We start from the raw sequence: 22,012 nt of genomic DNA, 5'->3' as shown, positions 1-22,012 counted from the left end.
GACGCCCGCGTATCATCGATTTCTGGAGTAATAGAGCATGCCTAAGTACCGTTCCGCCACCACCACCCACGGGCGCAATATGGCGGGTGCCCGTGCCCTGTGGCGCGCCACAGGAATGACCGATGATGACTTCGGTAAGCCGATCATTGCGGTTGTAAACTCCTTCACGCAGTTTGTGCCGGGTCACGTTCACCTGCGCGATCTGGGAAAACTGGTTGCTGAGCAGATCGAAGCGTCAGGCGGCGTGGCGAAAGAGTTTAATACCATCGCCGTTGATGATGGTATCGCCATGGGTCACGGCGGCATGCTTTATTCTCTGCCGTCACGTGAACTGATCGCTGACTCGGTCGAATACATGGTCAACGCACACTGTGCCGACGCCATGGTTTGTATCTCCAACTGTGACAAGATCACCCCGGGAATGTTGATGGCGTCGCTGCGCCTGAATATTCCGGTGATCTTCGTTTCCGGCGGCCCGATGGAAGCCGGTAAAACCAAGCTGTCAGATAAGATCATCAAACTGGACCTCGTCGATGCGATGATTCAGGGTGCAAACCCTAACGTCAGCGATGCCGACAGTGACCAGATTGAGCGTTCCGCCTGTCCGACCTGTGGCTCCTGTTCCGGTATGTTCACCGCCAACTCGATGAACTGCCTGACCGAAGCGCTGGGTCTGTCCCAGCCGGGCAACGGCTCGCTGCTGGCGACACACGCTGACCGTAAAGAGCTGTTCCTGACCGCCGGCCAGCGCATCGTTAGCCTGACTAAACGCTATTATGAGCAGGATGACGTCAACATGCTGCCGCGTAATATCGCGACGAAAGCCGCGTTCGAGAACGCGATGACGTTGGATATCGCCATGGGCGGTTCAACGAATACCGTTCTGCACCTGCTGGCGGCCGCGCAGGAAGGCGAAATCGACTTCAACATGTCCGATATCGATCGCCTGTCACGTAAAGTCCCGCATCTGTGTAAAGTGGCGCCAAGTACGCCGAAATATCACATGGAAGATGTGCACCGTGCGGGTGGCGTGATCGGTATTCTGGGTGAACTGGACCGCGCAGGGCTGATCGACACCAGCGTGCGTAATATTCTGCAGCAGACCATGCGTGAAACTCTGGATCAGTACGACATCATGCTGACCAAAGACGAAGCGGTGAAAAAGATGTTCCGCGCCGGTCCGGCCGGTATTCGTACCACTCAGGCTTTCTCACAGGATTGCCGCTGGGACACGCTGGATGATGACCGTCAGGAAGGGTGTATTCGTACCCGCGAACACGCGTTCTCTCAGGATGGCGGTCTGGCCGTGCTGTACGGCAACATCTCAGAAGATGGCTGTATCGTGAAGACCGCCAGCGTAGATGCTGAGCTGCTGACCTTCAAAGGCCCGGCAAAAGTCTACGAGAGCCAGGATGATGCGGTAGACGCGATCCTTGGCGGCAAAGTGGTGGCGGGCGACTGCGTTGTGATCCGCTACGAAGGGCCAAAAGGCGGTCCTGGCATGCAGGAAATGCTCTATCCGACCACCTATCTGAAATCGATGGGGTTGGGCAAAGCCTGTGCGCTGATCACCGATGGCCGTTTCTCGGGCGGGTCTTCCGGTCTTTCTGTGGGGCACATCTCACCAGAAGCGGCGAGCGGTGGCACCATTGCGCTGATTGAGAATGGCGACATGATCGAGCTGGATATTCCAAATCGTCGCATCCATCTGGATCTGCCAGACAACGAAATCCATGCACGTCGTGAAAAAGAGCTGGCGCGCGGTGATGAGGCTTATACGCCACACGGCCGTGTGCGTCAGGTTTCCTTTGCCCTGCGCGCCTATGCCACTCTGGCAACCAGCGCCGACAAAGGTGCGGTCCGCGATAAGAGCAAGCTGGGAGGCTAACGATATGGCTGAGTCTCAACCGCTACCCGCACAGCCCTGTGGTGCGGAGTATCTGCGTGCGGTACTTCGCGCGCCGGTCTATGAAGTCGCACAGGTAACGCCGCTGCAGAAAATGGAGAAAATCTCCTCGCGCCTCGGCAATACCATTCTGGTTAAGCGTGAAGATCGTCAGCCGGTGCACAGCTTTAAGCTGCGCGGTGCCTACGCGATGATTGCCGGGCTAAGCGAAGAGCAGAAGGCGCGTGGTGTTGTCACCGCTTCGGCGGGGAATCATGCTCAGGGTGTGGCGCTGTCTGCCACCAAACTGGGTATTAAATCCCTGATCGTGATGCCGGTTGCCACGGCGGATATCAAAGTTGATGCGGTGCGGGCATTTGGCGGTGAGGCTTACCTGTTCGGTGCCAACTTCGACGAAGCGAAAGCTAAGGCGATAGAACTGGCGGAACAGCAGGGTTATACCTTTGTTCCACCGTTCGATCATCCGATGGTGATCGCCGGTCAGGGTACGCTGGCGATGGAGTTGCTGCAGCAGGATGCGCATCTCGATCGCGTATTCGTTCCGGTAGGCGGCGGTGGTCTGGCCGCGGGTGTCGCGGTGCTGATTAAGCAGCTGATGCCGCAGATTAAAGTGATCGCGGTTGAATCTAACGACTCGGCCTGCCTTAAGGCGGCGCTGGATGCCGGTCAGCCGGTCGATCTGCCTCGCGTTGGGCTATTTGCCGAAGGCGTGGCGGTGAAACGGATCGGTAGCGAAACCTTCCGTCTGTGTCAGGAATACATCGACGACATCGTGACCGTAGACAGCGATGCTATCTGCGCAGCGATGAAGGATCTGTTTGACGATGTGCGCGCGGTGGCGGAACCATCCGGTGCGCTGGCGCTGGCCGGTATGAAAAAGTACATCCAGCAGCACCAGATTAAAGGTGAACGCCTGGCGCATGTGCTTTCCGGTGCTAACGTCAACTTCCACGGTTTGCGTTACGTTTCAGAGCGCTGCGAGCTGGGTGAACAGCGTGAAGCGCTGCTGGCGGTAACCATCCCGGAACAGCAGGGCAGTTTCCTGCGTTTCTGTCAGCTGCTGGGCGGACGTTCCGTCACGGAATTCAACTATCGCTATGCCAACGCCGATGATGCCTGCATTTTTGTCGGTGTGCGGCTGACCCGCGGGCTTGAAGAGCGTGAGGAGATCCTGGCGCTGCTCACCGAGGGTGGCTACAAGGTGGTCGATCTTTCCGATGATGAGATGGCGAAACTGCACGTGCGCTACATGGTCGGCGGTCGTCCATCCAAGCCGCTGCGTGAAAGGCTGTTCAGTTTCGAATTCCCGGAAGCACCGGGGGCGCTGCTGCGCTTCCTGCAAACGCTGGGAACGCACTGGAATATCTCTCTGTTCCACTACCGCAGCCACGGCACCGATTACGGTCGCGTGTTGGCCGCGTTTGAGCTGAGTGACAACGAACCGCAGTTCGAAGAGCACCTGGCGGCACTGGGATATGATTTCCACGATGAAACCAGCAATCCGGCGTTCCGCTTCTTCCTTGCCGGTTGAAGCAGATTTCTGAGCTTATAAATGCAAAAAGGCGGATAATAATCCGCCTTTTTTAATGACTAGAAACTGTAATCATCATAGTTTTCAGATGAAATAAAACCATTATTAGTCAGGCTTGAGCCGCTGGTATACAGATTCCCTGCAGCTAATATCTTCCCATACTTATCATTGAAAATACCTTGTGGAGATGTCAGTGAGATATCTGAACCACTGAAAATTGTATTGTAGTTATTGATCTGTCCTGTTTTAGCAATAAGATTCACATCTTTCTTTGCTGAGATGACGTTCCAAACACCAATGCGGCCCGCGATTATATTTACGTCATTTTTGGAGTTAATAACGGCATTGTTGTAATAAAATTCACCTGCTTTGATATTAACATCATTTCTGGCGTTAATTTTTGCCGCTTTTAGCACCTCATATCCTACTTGAGTTGAAGCTTTCCATGCTTCCCCTGTCTTAACTTCTTCCCCAATTAGATAGATATCTGAACCATTAATTGTGCTGGATGAAAGATCGTTCTTTTGGGCTGCGGTTAATGATACGGCCCCGTTATTAGAACGGAAGTTACCATTATTCCCATCAATGTTCACGCCGCTATTAATAATCAGGTTTTCATCTGCTATCATCCCGCCTTCTTTCCCTGATGTAGGTGAATAACTATTGCTATTGGTGTTAATAATCTGGTTGGAAACTATGTTTATATTTTTTGCATCGATGTGTCCAGCATTATTACTTGTCTTTTGACTATTGAGATAGAAATCTCCGGCGCTGGTTAGGGTGCCTCGATCATTACTGAAGGTATCAACAGTATTGATATCAATATCGCCACCTGTACTAATTTTTCCAGTGTTGCTGATTATACCATTTGTGCTGATACTAAGGTCAGTATCTGCCGAGATAAGGCCCTTATTATTAATGCCAACACCATCCTGTTCAACGACCAGGGTAATTTTATTCGCATACATGCCGCCAAGTGCAGCCACATCTAAACCTGTTGCGTTGACTCGCTGTGTTGCACCTCCATTGCTAAGCCATTTTCCGTAACCTTGGACAAGGTAATTATGCTGGCCGGCCATAACCTGTAGGTCATTGGCCTTTAATTGGGAGTTGACTTTAACGGTATTGGACAGTAATGCGGTATAATCAGATCGCCTGTCATCCATACCCTTGCCAGAAATAGTAATTATGCCCTCTTTGACATTAATTCCAGATAATTCACCATTGTTCATTTTCAGATGGCCGGTTGTCAGCGTACTCCAACCAGTATTAATGAATCCACAGCCATCGCATACGATACCGGCAGGGTTAGCGATGATAACATCAGCTTTGTTTCCAGAAACTTCAATTTTTCCGTTAAGTGTACTGGTTTTATTAGATGTCACTTCATTAATGATTAATTGCGCCGGCCCTTTTGTCAGGTTTTTATTTGCGCTAACGTACCCACCAAGCTCGGTATAGTTAGATGTATTACTGTTGTTGAGGATAACTCCTGACTTTTCAATATTAAACTGAGAGTATTTGTTATGAGAGATCCCGCCAGATGACGTTGAGTTAATGTTTACAGTTATTGAACCATTCACATTACCCAATACTTGGGGCTTTTGAGATTGATTTGGATCAGCAAGAATAGCCGCTTGAGCCATGCTCACGTAACCTAATGCTAAAAATAGCATGGCACTTGTGGGAGCGACTCTGAATTCTTTGTTTTTTGAAGAAATGATTCGTTTGATTTTCACAGTAACATCCTTTTTTGGTATGAATTACTTCCTTGAAGAACAATGAGATTACTATTAAATGCTTTTTATTAATATAGTAGTTTGCCTATTAAGTTAATTATCAATATTTTTTAACTTCTTGGTTTTTTGTTGTTCTGTTTATATGTCGAGAAATTTAATAATAAGTGTTTTTATAAAGATCAGTTTTAAACTGATTTTCACTTTCTTATAATAGCCAGTAAATTATCTTACTGGCTGATTCTGTTGGAGTAGTTTTAATAAACTGGCTGCTATAACTATTTAACATCTTCCTTGCCGGTTAAAGCAGATTCCAGAAAGCATCGATAAGCGGCTCATTGAGCCGCTTTTTTTGTACGCACACGCCCAGTTCGAACGGCGCAACCATCTCCACGTCTTCCAGTTCCAGAATTCGGTTACGAATCGGTTCCGGGCTGTTCTCCAGCACCACATCCGGCAGCAGTGCAATACCGCAGCCCAGCGCCACCATCGAAACAATCGCTTCATGCCCGGATACCGTGGCGTAAATCATTGGATTCGCAATATGACGATGGCGAAACCAGAGGTCGATACGGCGGCGCGATGGCCCCTGCGCGGGCAGGATAAATGGGATCTGTGCCCAGTCCGGCTCTGCCTGAGTTGCCTGGTTACGTACCGGGCAGGGCAGCGCGGGCGCAATCAGCACCAGCGGGATTAGCCCCAGCGGCATAAAGCCAATACTGGCGGGCAGCGTTTCCGGCCGCCCGGCAATGGCAATATCGACTTCATTTGACTGCACCTTCTCCACCGCATCGGCGGCATCGCCGGTGGTCAGCTTGATTTCAACCAGCGGATGTTCGGCACGAAAGCGATCGAGGATCGGCGGCAGATGGCTGTAGGCGGCGGTAACAGAACAGAACAGACGCAGCTCACCGCTTAGTGATGGGCCATTCTGCCCGATGGCGTGGCGCATCTGCTGATACTGCAACAGCGTTTGTTGGGCAAACTGCCGCAGGCGTTCACCGGCATCGGTCAGGGTGACGGTGCGGTTATCGCGCAGAAACAGCGCCTGGCCCAGGTCTTCTTCCAGCCGCTGGATCTGGCGGGAGAGCGTGGAGGGGCTGACGTGCATGGCGCGCGCACTGCGCCCGAAATGGCGGCTTTCCGCCAGATGAAGGAATAATTTCAGGTCGCGCAAATCCATGGAATCGAACCTCGTTTTTACGTTGCAAAACATGCAATGTCACGTTGTTAATATATCAATTTCAGCAATAGATTTCCTGTCATATGATAGGGTCTATTCAGGGCGGAGAAATCGACAGCCCGGACAACAAATAAAACGCGAACACAACTTCAGGAGTGCCCATGTCTAACTATTTCAACACTTTGAACCTGCGCAACCAGTTAGCGCAATTAGGTAAATGCCGCTTCATGGCGCGCGAAGAATTTGCTGATGAAGCAAGCTACCTGAAAGGTAAAAAAGTCGTCATCGTTGGCTGTGGTGCTCAGGGTCTGAACCAGGGCCTGAACATGCGCGATTCTGGCCTGAATATTTCTTATGCTCTGCGTGCAGAAGCGATCGCTGAGAAACGCGCTTCATGGCGTAAAGCGACCGAGAACGGTTTCCAGGTAGGCACTTACGAAGATCTGATCCCACAGGCTGACCTGGTGGTTAACCTGACTCCGGACAAGCAGCACTCTTCTGTTGTTCAGGCAGTACAGCCGCTGATGAAAGACGGCGCTGCGCTGGGCTACTCTCATGGTTTCAACATCGTTGAAGTCGGTGAGCAGATCCGTAAAGACATCACCGTAGTGATGGTGGCACCGAAGTGCCCGGGTACGGAAGTTCGTGAAGAATACAAGCGTGGTTTCGGTGTGCCAACGCTGATCGCGGTTCACCCGGAAAACGATCCAAAAGGCGAAGGCATGGCGATTGCTAAAGCCTGGGCAGCGGCAACCGGCGGTCACCGTGCGGGCGTGCTGGAATCCTCTTTCGTTGCGGAAGTGAAATCTGACCTGATGGGCGAGCAGACTATCCTGTGCGGTATGCTGCAGGCCGGTTCTCTGCTGTGCTTCGACAAGCTGGTGGCGGAAGGTACTGATGCTGCCTACGCAGAAAAACTGATTCAGTTCGGCTGGGAAACCATCACCGAAGCGCTGAAGCAGGGCGGCATCACGCTGATGATGGATCGCCTGTCTAACCCGGCTAAACTGCGTGCCTATGCGCTGTCCGAGCAGCTGAAAACCATCATGGCTCCGCTGTTCCAGAAGCACATGGATGACATCATCTCCGGCGAATTCTCTTCCGGTATGATGGCCGACTGGGCTAACGACGACAAAAACCTGCTGGGCTGGCGTGAAGAGACCGGTAAAACCGCATTCGAAACTGCTGCACAGTTCGAAGGTAAAATTGCCGAGCAGACCTACTTCGACGAAGGCGTGGTGATGGTTGCCATGGTTAAAGCAGGCGTTGAGCTGGCGTTTGAAACCATGCTGGATGCGGGCATCATCGAAGAATCTGCTTACTACGAATCACTGCACGAGCTGCCGCTGATTGCGAACACCATCGCACGTAAGCGTCTGTATGAAATGAACGTGGTTATCTCTGATACCGCAGAATACGGTAACTACCTGTTCTCTTACGCGGCGGTACCGCTGCTGAAAGAGTTCATGACTACGCTGCAGGCGGGCGATCTGGGTAAAGCAGCAAGCACTTCGACTACCGTTGATAACGCGCAGCTGCGTGACGTTAACGAAGCGATTCGTCAGCACCCAATCGAGTCTGTAGGCCGCACTCTGCGTGGCTACATGACCGATATGAAACGTATCGCCGTAGCAGGCTAATGTTCTCAGCGGATTAACCCTCCGCCAGAGTGAAAAATGGCACCCTCGGGTGCCATTTTTTATTTTCGGTACAGTACCTTAATGATGTGGTAGCCGAACTGCGTATGCAGCGGGCCCTGCGGCTCGATCAGCGGGCAAGAGAACACCACTTTATCGAACGCCGGTACCATCGCACCCTGTTTGAACTCACCCAGATGTCCGCCTTTTTTCCCTGAAGGGCAGGTAGAGTGTTTCTTCGCCAGCTTTTCGAAATCACCACCCTGTTTCAGCTGTTCCAGCAGATCCAGTGCCAGTTTCTCTTCTTTAACCAGAATGTGCAGTGCTGCTGCCATTTTCGCCATGTTGCTCTCCAGAATATTTAGTCAGTCAGGCCCGCAGGCCGGATGGCGCTTACTATACCTGCTCACTCTTCCCGGCGCGACAGGCGCATTTGATGCCATATCGACAAGTAGACGAAATTATGACCATCAGGTCACGTTCGGCTCATATCGCGTTATTTAGACTGGCTCTCTGTTTAACACAACAAGGAGAGTAATAATGAGTCCATCGTCAGTACTGAACCCGTCAGCCGAACCCGGCTGGAAAAACTATGATGACTTCGCCCGTGGAATCGACACTAATCGTCTGCCATCGACCCGACACTGGCAGGGTAAGGTGCTTAACCTGAAGTTTGATGAAGCCGAACCGCTAAGACTGGATTTTCGTCACGATGCCCTGCACTGGACCTGGGGCAGTGAAAAAGGCGAATCCCCGGTAGATGAGGTTTGCCTGTCGAACGATCGTTACTTTTTCAGCTTTTCGCTGGGTGAACAGACGTCCGAATGTTTGATTCTGGTGATTAACAGCATTACCCGCCGGGTGCTGGCGGTGCGATGCAGTATTTTGTCACCGGAACAGGCTTTAGGAGGCTCACGTCTTGCCCAGAAATTTTTGTGTGGTGCATTGGGTGATGCCGTTCCGACCGGTCATCCTCCGGCACTGACCCGCGAACTGATTGGGTATCGGACGCTGAATGTCTATAGCCCCAATCATTACTATGAGCATTTCTATGTCAACACCGAACGCTATGCCTGGCAGAACCTGCGCGGAGAGCAGTTTGGCCACGGCGATATGGATTACGCCACCTACTATAAATTTGAGCCGGACAGGTATCTGTTTACCTTCCGGGAAAAAATTATCCCGGTCTGCTCCGTTTTTTTCTTTGATTACCTTTCGGGGCGCTGTACCGGCATTTTTATGGGAATTGCTTCCTCGGGCGAAGTGCAGATCCGACCCGCGGGGGCGCTAATCTCTAAAATGAGCTTTAACTGTTATCCCATTGGCGTAGTGCCGCTTTAAGTGGCAAGGAGCAGAAAATGGATACGGATCTCAAAGATAAAACGGTACTGATCACCGGCGGCGGTAGCGGAATAGGGGCGGCAGCTGCGCACTACCTTGCAGAGCAGGGAGCAAAGGTGGCGATTGTTGGGCGTCGTCAAAAGCAGCTGAAAGCCGTCGCCGAAAGCTGCGGTGCATTTTATACGACGGCGGATATGGCCGACAGCCAGCAGGCGGCGGATGCCATAGCGAGAATTATCAACCATTTCGGTCATCTCGACAGGCTGGTGGCCAATGCCGGCGGGCACGGTTTTTCCCGTGTCGATGAAACCGATGACACAGCATGGCAGCAAAGTCTGAACGGGAATCTGAACAGCGCTTTTGTCACCGCGCGTGCGGCGCTGCCGCAGTTGTTACAGCAGCGCGGCAGCATCGTGGTGATCTCGTCTCTGGCCGGTTTGTTTGCCGGGCCGGATGTCGCGGGGTATACGGTGACAAAGCACGCGCTGATCGGCCTGACCAAATCCATGGCACGCGATTATGGCGAATATGGCGTGCGGGTAAATGCGATATGTCCAGGTTGGGTGCGCACGCCTATGGCAGATGAAGAGATGATGCAACTGGCATCACGGCGCGGCTGGGGAGCGGATATTGCCGCTGGTTATCGAGAAGTGACGAAAAACCTGCCGCTGGCGCGCCCGGCACAGCCGGAAGAGATTGCCGCAGTGATTAGCTTTCTGCTTTCTGCACAGGCGTCCTATATCACTGGCGCAACGCTGGTCGTTGACGGCGGTGCGCATATTGTTGATTTACCGACCCTCAGCTTTTCTTCCCGGTTTTGAGCGGCTCCACTGCTCTACAGGCAGGCTTTCTTTGGTTATACTTCCTGCCTGTTTTATTAGTGGAATAATCAAGCTATGCGTCTTAATCCTGGTCAGCAACACGCCGTTGAATTTGTTACCGGACCCTGTCTGGTACTGGCTGGAGCCGGCTCGGGTAAAACGCGCGTAATTACCAATAAAATTGCGCATCTGATTCGTGAATGTGGCTATCAGGCCCGGCACATTGCTGCTGTGACCTTCACCAATAAAGCCTCGCGCGAGATGAAAGAGCGCGTGGCGCAGACGCTGGGCCGCAAAGAAGCGCGCGGACTGATGATCTCTACTTTCCATACGCTCGGTCTGGAAATCATCAAGCGTGAATATGCCGCGCTGGGGATGAAGTCTAACTTTTCTCTGTTTGACGATCAGGACCAGCTGGCGCTGTTGAAAGATCTGACCGAGGAGTGGCTGGAAAACGATAAAAATCTGCTTCAGCTGTTAACCTCGACGATCTCAAACTGGAAAAACGATCTGTTGGACCCGCCTCGTGCCGCCGCAGGCGCTCAGTCCGAACGCGACAAGCTCTTTGCCCACTGCTACGCGCTGTATGACAAACACCTGAAATCCTGCAACGTGTTGGATTTCGACGATCTGATCCTGCTGCCTACACTGCTGTTCCAGCGCAATCAGGAAGTCCGCGAGCGCTGGCAGCAACGCATTCGCTACCTGCTGGTGGATGAATATCAGGATACCAACACCAGCCAGTACGAGCTGGTTAAACTGCTGGTAGGCAGCCGTGCGCGCTTTACCGTAGTCGGGGACGATGACCAGTCTATCTACTCATGGCGCGGGGCGAGGCCGCAGAACCTGGTGCTGCTGAAAGAGGATTTCCCGGCGTTGCAGGTGATCAAGCTGGAGCAGAACTACCGTTCTTCGGAACGTATTCTGAAAGCGGCGAACATCCTGATCGCCAATAATCCGCACGTGTTTGAAAAACGCCTTTTCTCCGAGCTGGGTTACGGAGCGGAGCTGAAGGTGGTTATGGCTAACCATGAAGAGCACGAAGCCGAGCGGGTGGCGGGCGAGCTGATAGCACACCACTTTATTAATAAGACGCAGTATAAAGACTACGCCATTCTCTATCGCGGCAACCACCAGTCGCGGGTCTTTGAAAAAATGCTGATGCAGAACCGTATTCCGTACCGGATTTCCGGCGGTACTTCATTCTTCTCGCGCCCGGAAATCAAAGATCTGCTGGCCTATCTGCGGGTGCTGACCAATGCCGATGACGACAGCGCCTTTATGCGCATCGTTAATACGCCGCGGCGCGAAATTGGATCGGCCACACTGCAAAAGCTGGGTGAATGGGCGATGCAGCGTAATAAGAGCCTGTTTACCGCCAGCTTTGATATGGGACTGGGCCAGACGCTGACCGGCCGCGGGCTGGAGTCACTCCAGCGCTTTACCCACTGGCTGCAGGAAATTGCAAGGCTGGCCGAGAGGGAGCCGGTGGCCGCCGTACGCGATCTGATCCACGGTATTGATTATGAGAGCTGGCTGTTTGAAACCTCCGCCAGCCCGAAAGCCGCCGAAATGCGCATGAAGAACGTCAATACCCTGTTCCAGTGGATGACGGAAATGCTCGAAGGCAGCGATATCGATGAACCGATGACGCTGACCCAGGTGGTTACGCGCTTCACCCTGCGCGATATGATGGAGCGCGGTGAGAGCGATGAAGAGGCCGACCAGGTGCAGCTGATGACGCTGCATGCCTCAAAGGGTCTTGAGTTCCCCTATGTGTATCTGGTGGGCATGGAAGAGGGACTGTTACCCCATCAGAGCAGTATTGATGAAAACAACGTTGAGGAAGAGCGTCGCCTGGCCTACGTCGGCATCACCCGTGCGCAAAAAGAGCTGACTTTCAGTCTGTGCCGCGAACGCCGTCAGTACGGTGAGCTGATTCGCCCGGAACCCAGCCGCTTTTTACTGGAACTGCCGCAGGATGATCTGCAGTGGGAGCGAGAACGCAAGGTGGTGAGTGCGGAAGAGCGGATGCAAACCGGCCAAAGTCGGGTAGCCGGTCTGCGCGCGATGCTGGATAAAGCGAAGAAATAATACGACCGTCAGACGACGGTCAGATGCCAGTGTACATAGCTCTGCCAGTGGACTTCCTGCTCCAGCAGTTCGGCGCGTAGCGGATGCGCCTGCAGCCAGCCTGCAGGTAGCGTGAGGCTCAGCGTATCATCATCGGCCTGTAAGCGAACGGCTGGCAGTGTGTTATCGCGACGGCGGCTGGAGAAGATAATCGCCAGGCGTAGCAGACGGCACAGGCGTTCCGCCACGCGCGGCGGTACGGCATTCTGCTGACTTAACAGTGCCAGATCGATACCGTTGACCTGGTTTTGCAGCAGGGTGGCCAGCAGTTTTTTCTGTGCAGGCGTAAAGCCCGGCAGGTCCAGATGACGTACCAGATAAGCGGAATGCTGCGGAGCCTGGCGGAAATCGACGCTCAGGCCGATTTCATGGATCAGGCAGGCGCTTTCCAACAGGTCGCGGCTCAGATCGTCCAGCTTCCAGCTGTTGCTCACCTGACGGGTGAAGCTTTCTGCCAGCTGGCGCACGCGATCGGCCTGCTCAACATCGATAGCGAAGCGGCGCTGAATATTGTGCAGCGTGCGTTTACGGATATCGCGATCGACGGGCAAATGCAGCATGCCGTACACCAGGCCCTCGCGCAGTGCGCCACCTGCCAGGGTCATGCTGCTGATATTCAGTTCGGTGAAAATGGCAATCAGTATCGACAGCCCGCTCGGGAACACCAGAGCGCGCTCCAGCGTCAGGCCTTCAATTTCCAGCTCTTCCAGCTTGCCACATTGAATGGCGCGCTGTTTAAGCTGCTGCAGTTTGTTCAGGGTAATGCGTTCATCCATTCCCTGCGCCATCATAATTTCCTGTAGCGCCTGCACGGTGCCGGAAGCACCGACACAAACCTGCCAGCCCTGCTCACGCAGAACGCTTGCTACCGGGCGGATCATTTCACGCGCGGCCTCTTCGGCCTGGGCGAAATTCTCTTTTCCCAGATGGCGGTCGGTAAAATAACGCTCCAGCCAGGTGACGCAACCCATCGACAGGCTAAACAGCGAGGTCGTTTGCGAACCTTTACCGGTGACCAGTTCCGTACTGCCGCCGCCAATATCCACCACCAGGCGTTTATCGGACCCGCCGGTAGTATGAGCGACGCCCTGATAGATCAGCCGAGCTTCCTCTTCACCGCTGATGACATTAATCGGGCAATTGAGGATTTGCTGAGCCTTAACCAGGAAACTGTCGGCGTTGACGGCGATACGCAGTGTGGCAGTGGCCACGACGCGGATCTGCTCCGGGGGAATATCCTGCAGCTGTTCTGAAAACAGCCGCAGACACTGCCAGCCGCGCTCCATCGCTTCTTCAGAAAGCTGGCTGCTGCCATCAAGACCTGCAGCAAGACGCACTTTACGCTTGATGCGGGCAATGGTCTGGATACTGCCAGCCACCTCGCGCACCACCAACATATGAAAACTGTTCGATCCCAGATCGATTGCAGCATAGAGTGATGACGCGCTGAGCATAGAGACGTTAACCTGAGCGTTTGCGGTTAGGGTTTCGCGGTGCGCTACCACGGCGATTGTTATTTCCCCCACGACGCAGGTTGTTGCCTGTGCGGTTGCGGGTTAAGCGTTTTGGCGGCGGCAGCTCAGTCATCAGTGCATCGCTGTTATAGCGGCTGACCGGAATGCTGTGACCAATATATTCTTCAATCGCCGGCAGATTCAGCGCGTACTCTTCACAGGCCAGGCTGATTGAGTGTCCATTTGCGCCAGCGCGACCGGTACGTCCGATGCGATGAACATAATCTTCGCGATCGTCAGGCAGATCGTAGTTAAACACGTGCGTTACTGCAGGAATGTGTAAACCACGAGCGGCTACGTCAGTCGCAACCAGGATATCCACGTCACCTTTGGTGAAATCGTCCAGAATACGCAGGCGTTTTTTCTGAGCCACATCACCGGTCAGCAGGCCTACGCGATGACCATCGGCAGCCAGATGACCCCAAATATCTTCGCAGCGGTGCTTGGTGTTGGCGAAAATAATCGCCCGGTCAGGCCACTCTTCTTCCAGCAGCGTTTGCAGCAAACGCATTTTTTCTTCGTTGGAAGGGTAGAACAGCTCTTCTTTAATACGGTGCCCGGTTTTCTGCTCTGGCTCGACTTCAACGTACTCGGCGTTGTTCATGTTTTCGAAGGCCAGCTCGCGTACGCGGAACGACAGCGTAGCGGAGAACAACATATTCAGGCGCTGGTTCGCGGCAGGCATGCGGCGGAACAGCCAGCGGATATCTTTGATAAAGCCGAGATCGAACATACGATCGGCTTCGTCGAGGACGACGACCTGGATAGCACCTAAATTAACGTGATTTTGTTTCGCATAATCGATTAAACGGCCCGTGGTGCCAATCAGAATATCAACACCGCTTTCCAGCACTTTCAGCTGCTTATCATAACCATCGCCACCGTAGGCAAGGCCGAGTTTTAGCCCGGTAACCTGCGCCAGCGGTTCCGCATCCGCATGAATCTGAACGGCCAGTTCACGCGTCGGAGCCAGGATCAGCGCGCGCGGTTGGTTAACCTGGCGGCCTTCCGGTGCAGGGTGAGAAAGAAGATGATGAAACGTTGACGTTAAAAACGCCATCGTTTTGCCCGTACCGGTTTGCGCCTGACCTGCTACATCACGCCCGGAGAGCGTAAAAGGTAATGCCAGCGCCTGAATAGGCGTGCAATTATGAAACCCTTTATTATCAAGAGCTTCAATGACCTGAGGATGCAGGGCGAAGTCGGAAAACTTCTTTTCGGTTAAGTGTGTTTTGCTCATAGTGTGGTAGAATATCAGCTAAGTATTGCTTTACGAAAGCATATCCGTTGAAATAAAAGCAGTGAAATTGTTAATCTGATGCTGCTTAATGCTACATCATCAAGATCAAGATAATCCCCCTGGAGTAAACATGAGCGCTAAAATTGTTCACCTGTCCGATGATAGCTTCGAAACTGATGTCCTGAAAGCTGATGGTTTAACGCTGGTAGACTTCTGGGCAGAATGGTGTGGCCCTTGCAAGATGATTGCCCCAATCCTGAATGAAGTTGCCGAAGAGTATGAAGGCAAGCTGACTATTGCCAAGCTCAACATTGATGAGCATCCGGCTACAGCGCCTAAGTACGGCATTCGCGGTATCCCAACACTGCTGCTGTTTAAAGGTGGCGAAGTCATCGCGACTAAAGTTGGCGCACTGTCTAAAGGTCAGCTTAAAGAGTTCCTGAACGCGAACCTGGGCTAATCATGCTTTGCCGGCGCCTGGCGGTTTGTAATTTTTCTCAGACCGCTAGACGCCCCGCATTAAGCGTGCTAAGTTAAATCTGCTGCACGACGAACTTACCTGTAGTTTGAATCTTTAGAATTATCCCTTGTTGAATACTGTATTCGTCTAAATCTTACAGACATTCAGCAATCTGACGGTTAGCATCAACTGAATTCCGGCGTCTTTCTACACCGTCTCCTCGTTTCGGATCTGCGTTTTCCTGTACGTGATCATCGAGCGGACTTTAGAACAGAGTGCCATTTAACAGGCATGGACCTTTTGCCATACTATTCACGACAAACAGTTCAAGATTTACCCCGAGTTTAAGAACCCACCATTATGAATCTTACCGAATTAAAAAATACGCCGGTTTCTGACCTGATCACTCTCGGCGAAAACATGGGGCTGGAAAACCTGGCGCGTATGCGCAAACAGGATATTATTTTCGCCATCCTCAAGCAGCATGCTAAAAGTGGCGAAGATATCTTCGGCGATGGCGTACTCGAGATACTCCAGGATGGATTTGGTTTCCTCCGCTCCGGAGACAGTTCCTACCTCGCAGGCCCCGATGACATCTACGTTTCCCCCAGCCAAATCCGCCGCTTCAACCTCCGCACTGGTGACACAATCTCTGGGAAGATCCGTCCACCAAAAGAAGGTGAGCGTTACTTTGCGCTGCTGAAAGTTAACGAAGTTAACTACGACAAACCGGAAAATGCGCGTAGCAAAATCCTGTTTGAAAACTTAACTCCGCTGCATGCGAACTCTCGTCTGCGTATGGAGCGTGGTAACGGGTCTACCGAAGACCTTACCGCACGCGTGCTGGATCTGGCATCGCCGATTGGCCGTGGCCAACGTGGCCTGATTGTGGCACCGCCGAAAGCCGGTAAAACCATGCTGCTGCAGAATATCGCGCAGAGCATCGCTTACAACCATCCTGACTGTGTGCTGATGGTGCTGCTGATTGACGAGCGTCCGGAAGAAGTGACCGAGATGCAGCGTCTGGTTAAAGGTGAAGTGATTGCTTCTACCTTTGACGAGCCGGCATCACGCCACGTGCAGGTTGCTGAAATGGTGATCGAGAAGGCTAAGCGCCTGGTTGAGCATAAAAAGGATGTCATCATCCTGCTGGACTCCATCACCCGTCTGGCGCGTGCCTACAACACCGTTGTTCCTGCCTCTGGTAAGGTTCTGACCGGTGGTGTTGATGCGAACGCCCTGCATCGTCCAAAGCGTTTCTTCGGTGCTGCACGTAACGTTGAAGAGGGCGGAAGCCTGACTATCATCGCTACGGCGCTGGTCGATACCGGTTCTAAAATGGATGAAGTTATCTACGAAGAATTCAAAGGTACCGGCAACATGGAACTGCACCTTGCGCGTAAAATCGCTGAGAAGCGCGTATTCCCTGCTATCGACTATAATCGTTCAGGTACGCGTAAAGAAGAGCTGCTTACCACATCCGAAGAGCTGCAGAAAATGTGGATATTGCGCAAAATCATTCATCCAATGGGTGAAATCGACGCAATGGAATTCCTCATTAACAAACTGGCGATGACCAAAACCAACGACGAATTCTTCGACATGATGAAACGTTCGTAATGGTTTGATGATGCTTTGAAAGCGGTACGCTGCTGAAGCGTTGCCGTTTTCGTTGTCTTCGCCAAAAAACAAACTCGGGTAACGCCACGCTTAGTCGTGGCGTTTTTTGTTTTTGACCTATACGCTAGCCGGTTAAGGGAGAACTAAACCTGGTGTATGGTTCAGGACTGCAATTAAACGAGGTTAATTTTTGCTCGTCCTGGTCGATAAAATCAGAATTACACGGATGATTATGGCACTATTTTTGCTTATAACATTACGCAATTCTTCGCAGAGAGCTGATTAATGTGAATTTACTCAATATGAGTACTGAGCTTGCACTGACTTTTGTTTTTTCGCTGGCGTTTCTATTTTTTGCCCGCAAGGCCGCTAAAAACATTGGGCTGGTGGACAGACCCAACTATCGCAAGCGTCATCAGGGTGTGATCCCGCTGGTCGGTGGTGTTTCCGTGTTTGCCGGCAGCTGCTTCGCTTTTGCCATTTCCGATTACTACATTCCCCATTTTAGCCTCTATCTGATATGTGCAGGCTGCCTTGTCCTGGTCGGCGCACTCGACGATCGCTTTGATATTAGTGTAAAAATTCGCGCTGTGGTTCAGGCTGGCGTCGCCGTGGTAATGATGGTTAAGGCCAAACTGTATTTGTTCAGCCTTGGCCATATTTTTGGCCCCTGGGAGCTGGTTGTTGGCCCATTTGGCTACGTACTGACGCTGTTTGCCGTCTGGGCTGCGATCAACGCTTTTAATATGGTTGACGGTATCGACGGCCTGTTAGGTGGCCTGTCCTGCGTCTCTTTTATGGCGATGGGGATCATCCTGCTGTTTGACGGGCAGAGCAGTCTGGCAATGTGGTGTTTCACGATGATCGCCGCTATTGTCCCCTATATTTTGCTCAATCTCGGCATGTTTGGTGGCCGTTACAAAGTCTTTATGGGCGACGCCGGTAGCACCCTGATCGGCTTCACGATTATCTGGATCCTGCTGGCCGCCACTCAGGGTGAAAGCCATCCGATTACCCCGGTTACCGCGCTGTGGTTGATCGCTATTCCTTTGATGGATATGGTCGCTATTATGTATCGCCGTCTGAGTAAAGGAATGAGCCCTTTCTCGGCAGATCGCCAGCATATTCATCACCTTATAATGCGTGCGGGCTTCACCTCACGACAGGCGTTTATGCTGATTACTCTGGCAGCAGCACTGCTGGCAGCGATCGGGGTTCTGGGTGAATATCTGAGTTTTACCCCGGAATGGGTCATGCTGATTCTGTTTTTACTGGCTTTTATGCTGTATGGCTACTGCATAAAACGCGCCTGGCGCGTTGCGCGAATGATCAAACGTGTAAAGCGTCGCCTGCGTAATAACAATAATGACAGCTAAGCTTTTTAACTGATTGATAGATGCCCTGACGATAAGGAAATGATGTATGACCCATCCTGTTGCTGCCGATAACGAGCTGGATATTCGCGGTCTTTGCTGTGCGCTATGGCGCGGTAAATTCTGGATTATTGGTGGAGGCGTGCTGTTTGCTCTGCTGGCCTGGCTCTACACGCTGGTGGTCACGCCGAAATGGAGTACCACGGCGATTACCGATCGGCCGACGGTTAACATGCTGTCCGGCTTTTACTCCCAGCAGCAGTTCCTCAATAACCTGGATCAGCGCGCCGGAAATATTAACCTGAACGCACCGCAGCCAACCGTTATGGATGAAGCGTACCAGGAATTTATCATGCAGCTTTCTGCCTGGGATACCCGGCGTGATTTCTGGTTGCAGTCCGATTACTACAAGCAGCGTCAAACCGGCAGCGCGCGTGAAAATGCCGCGTTATTGGATGAGTTGATTGCCAATATCCAGTTCCAACCGGCAGATGCGGCGAAAAACATCAATGACACCGTTAAGCTGGTGGCTGAAACCTCAGGGGATGCTAATACGCTGCTGCGCCAGTACGTGGCTTTCGCCAATGGACGCGCAACGACGCATCTGAATGAAGAGCTGGCCGGCGCATGGGCGGCGCGCAGCATCCAGCTAAAAGCGCAGATCAAACGGCAGGAAGCGGTCGCTACCGCGATTTACGATCGTGAGATCCACAGCGTTGAGCAGGCGCTGAAGATTGCTCAGCAGCAGGGTTTCGAGCAGACGAAAACCGATACGCCTTCCGAGCAGCTACCGGATTCTGAGCTGTTCCTGCTGGGGCGGCCCATGCTGCAGGCGCGGCTGGAAAACCTGCGTGCCAGCGGCCCTTCTTACGATGTTGAGTACGACCAGAACCGTGCCATGCTGGCTACGCTCAATGTTGGCCCAACCCTGGTTAAAGCATTCCAGACCTGGCGCTATTTGCGTACGCCGGAAGAGCCGGTAACCCGCGACAGCCCGCGTCGTCTGTTATTGATGATCATGTGGGGGGCAGTAGGTGCCCTGACTGGCGCCGGGACCGCGCTGATACGCCGACCTCGCAAAGGTCATGTTGTTAATCAACGGACCAATTGAGAGAGCGACGGTGAAAGTATTAACGGTTTTTGGCACGCGCCCCGAGGCAATTAAAATGGCCCCGCTGGTCCATGCGCTGGCGCAGGATCATGAAATAGAGTCCCGCCTGTGCGTTACTGCCCAGCATCGCGAAATGCTGGATCAGGTGTTGCATCTGTTCTCACTGGTGCCGGATTACGATCTGAATATCATGCGCCCGGGACAGGGGCTGACCGAAATCACCAGCCGTATCCTGGAGGGGCTGAAAACGGTATTTGCCGATTTTACCCCGGACGTAGTGCTGGTTCATGGTGATACTACGACCACGCTGGCTGCCAGCCTGGCGGCGTTTTATCACCGTATCCCCGTCGGGCATATCGAAGCGGGTTTACGCACCGGAGATCTCTACTCTCCCTGGCCTGAAGAGGCTAACCGCACGCTGACCGGGCACCTTGCCAGCTACCATTTTGCACCGACCGAACGTTCCAGGCAGAACCTGGTACGTGAAAATCTGCCTGACTCGCGTATTTTTGTTACGGGCAATACGGTCATTGATGCGCTGTTCTGGGTGCGGGATCGTGTGCTAAGCGATGAAAAGCTGCGAAACGGTCTGGCGGCCAGATACCCTTTTCTCGATGCCGATAAAAAGCTGTTGCTGGTCACCGGACACCGCCGGGAAAGCTTTGGCGGTGGTTTTGAGCGTATCTGTAACGCACTGGCTGAAATCGCCCGTCTGCATCCGCAGTTGCAAATTGTTTATCCGGTCCACCTCAATCCGAACGTCAGCGAGCCGGTGAATCGTATCCTTAAAGGCATCGACAACATCATTCTGATAGAGCCGCAGGAGTACCTGCCGTTTGTCTGGCTGATGGACAGGGCCTGGCTGATCCTCACCGATTCCGGAGGTATCCAGGAAGAAGCGCCGTCGCTGGGTAAACCGGTGCTGGTGATGCGCGATGCCACTGAACGTCCCGAAGCGATTGAGGCCGGTACGGTCAGGCTGGTGGGGACCGATGGCGCTAAAATAGTCAGTGAAGTGACCCGCCTGCTGACCGATGAAGCAGCCTGGCAAACAATGAGTCACGCACATAATCCCTACGGCGACGGGCTCGCCTGCCAGCGCATCGTGCAGGCATTAAAAAATAATCGGATTACATTATGAATTTTAACACCATTTCAGTTATCGGCCTGGGGTATATCGGCCTGCCAACCGCTGCGGCTTTTGCCTCACGCCAGAAGCAGGTTATCGGCATTGACGTTAATGCCCACGCAGTGGATACCATCAACCGTGGTGAAATCCATATTGTTGAACCTGACCTCGATCGGGTGGTGAAAACCGCCGTTGAGGGGGGATTCTTACGTGCCGCCACCCGGCCGGAACCCGCTGACGCTTTTCTGATCGCCGTTCCTACGCCGTTTGAGGGCGACCATCAGCCCGATATGTCCTATGTCCGTGCCGCTGCGGCCTCGGTTGCGCCGGTGCTGAAGAAAGGCGATCTGGTGATCCTGGAGTCCACGTCGCCGGTCGGTGCCACCGAGCAGATGGCCGAATGGCTGGCCGGTGAACGTCCCGATTTGACCTTCCCGCAGCAGGCGGGCGACGCGTCGGATATCCACATTGCCTATTGCCCGGAGCGCGTGCTGCCGGGGCAGGTCATGATTGAGCTGTTTAAAAACGATCGGGTCATCGGCGGCATGACCGCCACCAGCTCGCAGCGTGCCTGTGACCTGTACAACCTGTTCCTTGAAGGTGAGTGCGTGGTGACCAACGCCCGCACCGCGGAAATGTGCAAACTCACCGAGAACAGTTTCCGCGACGTCAACATTGCCTTCGCCAACGAACTCTCGCTGATCTGCGCCGAGCAGAAAATTAATGTCTGGGAGCTGATCCGCCTGGCTAACCGCCATCCGCGGGTGAATATCCTGCAGCCGGGACCGGGCGTCGGCGGCCACTGTATTGCCGTCGATCCCTGGTTTATCGTCGCGCAAAACCCGCAGCAGTCGCGTTTGATCCGCACCGCGCGTGAAGTCAACGATGCTAAACCCCACTGGGTATTGGAACAGGTGAAGCAGCGGGTAGCAGAGTGCCTGATGGCCAGCGATAAGCGCGCCAGCGACCTGAAAATTGCCTGCTTTGGTCTGGCGTTTAAACCGGACATCGACGATCTGCGGGAAAGCCCTGCGATGCAGGTCACCCGACTGATTGCCGACTGGCATCAGGGCAGTACGCTGGTGGTGGAGCCGCACGTACACCAGCTACCGGAAAAACTGCGCGATAAAGTCACGCTGCTGGCGCTGGACGATGCGCTTCAGCAGGCAGATGTGCTGGTGATGCTGGTCGATCACCGCCAGTTTAAAGCCATCAGGCCGGAAGCCGTGCAGCAGAGCTATATCGTCGATACCAAAGGCGTGTGGCGATGATTAACC

Annotated in this window: 17 protein-coding genes; 12 read left to right on the top strand and 5 right to left on the bottom strand. The window is 53.1% G+C overall.

Annotated elements, in window-relative coordinates:
* Positions 1-37: 37 nt before the first annotated feature.
* Positions 38-1,888, top strand: a complete 1,851-nt coding sequence (gene ilvD, locus JOE09_RS24995) for a dihydroxy-acid dehydratase (RefSeq protein WP_205067729.1) — start codon at positions 38-40, stop codon at positions 1,886-1,888.
* A gap of 4 nt (positions 1,889-1,892) precedes the next feature.
* Entirely contained in the window at positions 1,893-3,437 is a 1,545-nt protein-coding gene (ilvA, locus tag JOE09_RS24990) for a threonine ammonia-lyase, biosynthetic (protein WP_205067728.1), read from the top strand.
* Between the two features lie 59 nt (positions 3,438-3,496).
* Here ilvA and JOE09_RS24985 read toward each other — a convergent pair whose 3' ends face one another.
* A complete protein-coding gene (locus JOE09_RS24985; RefSeq protein ID WP_205067727.1) occupies positions 3,497-5,176 on the bottom strand; it encodes a two-partner secretion domain-containing protein in 1,680 nt (559 codons plus the stop codon).
* 298 nt (positions 5,177-5,474) lie between these two features.
* On the bottom strand, positions 5,475-6,356 hold the full coding sequence (ilvY, locus tag JOE09_RS24980; RefSeq protein ID WP_105595122.1) for an HTH-type transcriptional activator IlvY: 882 nt from the start codon (positions 6,354-6,356) through the stop codon (positions 5,475-5,477).
* Positions 6,357-6,517: 161 nt separating this feature from the next.
* On the opposite strand from ilvY, the gene ilvC reads away from it, so the two are divergent.
* Positions 6,518-7,996, top strand: coding sequence for a ketol-acid reductoisomerase (ilvC, locus tag JOE09_RS24975; RefSeq protein ID WP_200547526.1), 1,479 nt, complete (start codon positions 6,518-6,520; stop codon positions 7,994-7,996).
* A gap of 59 nt (positions 7,997-8,055) precedes the next feature.
* Here ilvC and ppiC read toward each other — a convergent pair whose 3' ends face one another.
* Positions 8,056-8,337: a peptidylprolyl isomerase PpiC gene (ppiC, locus tag JOE09_RS24970; RefSeq protein WP_105595124.1), complete on the bottom strand. Its 282-nt coding sequence runs from the start codon at positions 8,335-8,337 to the stop codon at positions 8,056-8,058.
* Positions 8,338-8,533: 196 nt separating this feature from the next.
* Here ppiC and JOE09_RS24965 point away from each other — a divergent pair, with 196 nt between their 5' ends.
* The 3 genes from JOE09_RS24965 to rep all read left to right on the top strand — a co-directional run bounded on the left by JOE09_RS24965 (position 8,534) and on the right by rep (position 12,249).
* Positions 8,534-9,334, top strand: coding sequence for a MoaF C-terminal domain-containing protein (locus JOE09_RS24965; RefSeq protein WP_239553288.1), 801 nt, complete (start codon positions 8,534-8,536; stop codon positions 9,332-9,334).
* A gap of 17 nt (positions 9,335-9,351) precedes the next feature.
* Positions 9,352-10,155, top strand: coding sequence for an SDR family NAD(P)-dependent oxidoreductase (locus tag JOE09_RS24960; protein ID WP_205067726.1), 804 nt, complete (start codon positions 9,352-9,354; stop codon positions 10,153-10,155).
* Positions 10,156-10,230: 75 nt separating this feature from the next.
* A complete protein-coding gene (rep, locus tag JOE09_RS24955) occupies positions 10,231-12,249 on the top strand; it encodes a DNA helicase Rep (protein WP_105595127.1) in 2,019 nt (672 codons plus the stop codon).
* A gap of 8 nt (positions 12,250-12,257) precedes the next feature.
* Here rep and gppA read toward each other — a convergent pair whose 3' ends face one another.
* A complete protein-coding gene (gene gppA, locus JOE09_RS24950; RefSeq protein ID WP_200562699.1) occupies positions 12,258-13,742 on the bottom strand; it encodes a guanosine-5'-triphosphate,3'-diphosphate diphosphatase in 1,485 nt (494 codons plus the stop codon).
* Positions 13,743-13,749: 7 nt separating this feature from the next.
* The gene (gene rhlB, locus JOE09_RS24945) at positions 13,750-15,042 is read right to left on the bottom strand and encodes an ATP-dependent RNA helicase RhlB (protein ID WP_205067725.1); all 1,293 of its coding nucleotides are present in this window, start codon (positions 15,040-15,042) and stop codon (positions 13,750-13,752) included.
* Between the two features lie 130 nt (positions 15,043-15,172).
* Here rhlB and trxA point away from each other — a divergent pair, with 130 nt between their 5' ends.
* From trxA to wecC, 6 genes are all read left to right on the top strand, one after another.
* A complete protein-coding gene (gene trxA / locus JOE09_RS24940; protein WP_105595130.1) occupies positions 15,173-15,502 on the top strand; it encodes a thioredoxin TrxA in 330 nt (109 codons plus the stop codon).
* A 360-nt stretch (positions 15,503-15,862) separates the two neighbouring features.
* Positions 15,863-17,122 (top strand): transcription termination factor Rho, encoded by a 1,260-nt coding sequence (gene rho, locus JOE09_RS24935; RefSeq protein ID WP_105595131.1) that lies wholly within the window; start codon positions 15,863-15,865, stop codon positions 17,120-17,122.
* Positions 17,123-17,409: 287 nt separating this feature from the next.
* Entirely contained in the window at positions 17,410-18,498 is a 1,089-nt protein-coding gene (gene wecA / locus JOE09_RS24930) for a UDP-N-acetylglucosamine--undecaprenyl-phosphate N-acetylglucosaminephosphotransferase (RefSeq protein ID WP_205067724.1), read from the top strand.
* Between the two features lie 46 nt (positions 18,499-18,544).
* A complete protein-coding gene (wzzE, locus tag JOE09_RS24925) occupies positions 18,545-19,606 on the top strand; it encodes an ECA polysaccharide chain length modulation protein (RefSeq protein ID WP_205067723.1) in 1,062 nt (353 codons plus the stop codon).
* A gap of 10 nt (positions 19,607-19,616) precedes the next feature.
* Positions 19,617-20,747 carry a non-hydrolyzing UDP-N-acetylglucosamine 2-epimerase gene (gene wecB / locus JOE09_RS24920; protein WP_200547530.1) on the top strand — a complete coding sequence of 377 codons (1,131 nt, stop codon included), beginning with the start codon at positions 19,617-19,619 and terminating at the stop codon, positions 20,745-20,747.
* Positions 20,744-22,006: a UDP-N-acetyl-D-mannosamine dehydrogenase gene (gene wecC / locus JOE09_RS24915; RefSeq protein ID WP_205067722.1), complete on the top strand. Its 1,263-nt coding sequence runs from the start codon at positions 20,744-20,746 to the stop codon at positions 22,004-22,006. Before wecB ends, wecC begins: the two co-directional genes overlap by 4 nt.
* Positions 22,007-22,012 lie beyond the last annotated feature (6 nt).

Origin of the sequence: Pantoea coffeiphila (assembly GCF_016909495.1) — a bacterium.
GTDB lineage: Bacteria > Pseudomonadota > Gammaproteobacteria > Enterobacterales > Enterobacteriaceae > Erwinia > Erwinia coffeiphila.
Note: the sequence above shows the minus strand (reverse complement) of the source record. Positions and strands in the feature narration are given on the sequence as shown.

Excerpts from the sequence above, each read along its gene's own strand:
- ilvD (WP_205067729.1), top strand. The coding sequence starts at position 38 with ATGCCTAAGTACCGTTCCGCCACCACCACCCACGGGCGCAATATGGCG.
- ilvA (WP_205067728.1), top strand. The coding sequence starts at position 1,893 with ATGGCTGAGTCTCAACCGCTACCCGCACAGCCCTGTGGTGCGGAGTAT.
- ilvY (WP_105595122.1), bottom strand. The coding sequence starts at position 6,356 with ATGGATTTGCGCGACCTGAAATTATTCCTTCATCTGGCGGAAAGCCGC.
- ilvC (WP_200547526.1), top strand. The coding sequence starts at position 6,518 with ATGTCTAACTATTTCAACACTTTGAACCTGCGCAACCAGTTAGCGCAA.
- ppiC (WP_105595124.1), bottom strand. The coding sequence starts at position 8,337 with ATGGCGAAAATGGCAGCAGCACTGCACATTCTGGTTAAAGAAGAGAAA.
- JOE09_RS24965 (WP_239553288.1), top strand. The coding sequence starts at position 8,534 with ATGAGTCCATCGTCAGTACTGAACCCGTCAGCCGAACCCGGCTGGAAA.
- JOE09_RS24960 (WP_205067726.1), top strand. The coding sequence starts at position 9,352 with ATGGATACGGATCTCAAAGATAAAACGGTACTGATCACCGGCGGCGGT.
- rep (WP_105595127.1), top strand. The coding sequence starts at position 10,231 with ATGCGTCTTAATCCTGGTCAGCAACACGCCGTTGAATTTGTTACCGGA.
- gppA (WP_200562699.1), bottom strand. The coding sequence starts at position 13,742 with ATGCTCAGCGCGTCATCACTCTATGCTGCAATCGATCTGGGATCGAAC.
- rhlB (WP_205067725.1), bottom strand. The coding sequence starts at position 15,042 with ATGAGCAAAACACACTTAACCGAAAAGAAGTTTTCCGACTTCGCCCTG.
- trxA (WP_105595130.1), top strand. The coding sequence starts at position 15,173 with ATGAGCGCTAAAATTGTTCACCTGTCCGATGATAGCTTCGAAACTGAT.
- rho (WP_105595131.1), top strand. The coding sequence starts at position 15,863 with ATGAATCTTACCGAATTAAAAAATACGCCGGTTTCTGACCTGATCACT.
- wzzE (WP_205067723.1), top strand. The coding sequence starts at position 18,545 with ATGACCCATCCTGTTGCTGCCGATAACGAGCTGGATATTCGCGGTCTT.
- wecC (WP_205067722.1), top strand. The coding sequence starts at position 20,744 with ATGAATTTTAACACCATTTCAGTTATCGGCCTGGGGTATATCGGCCTG.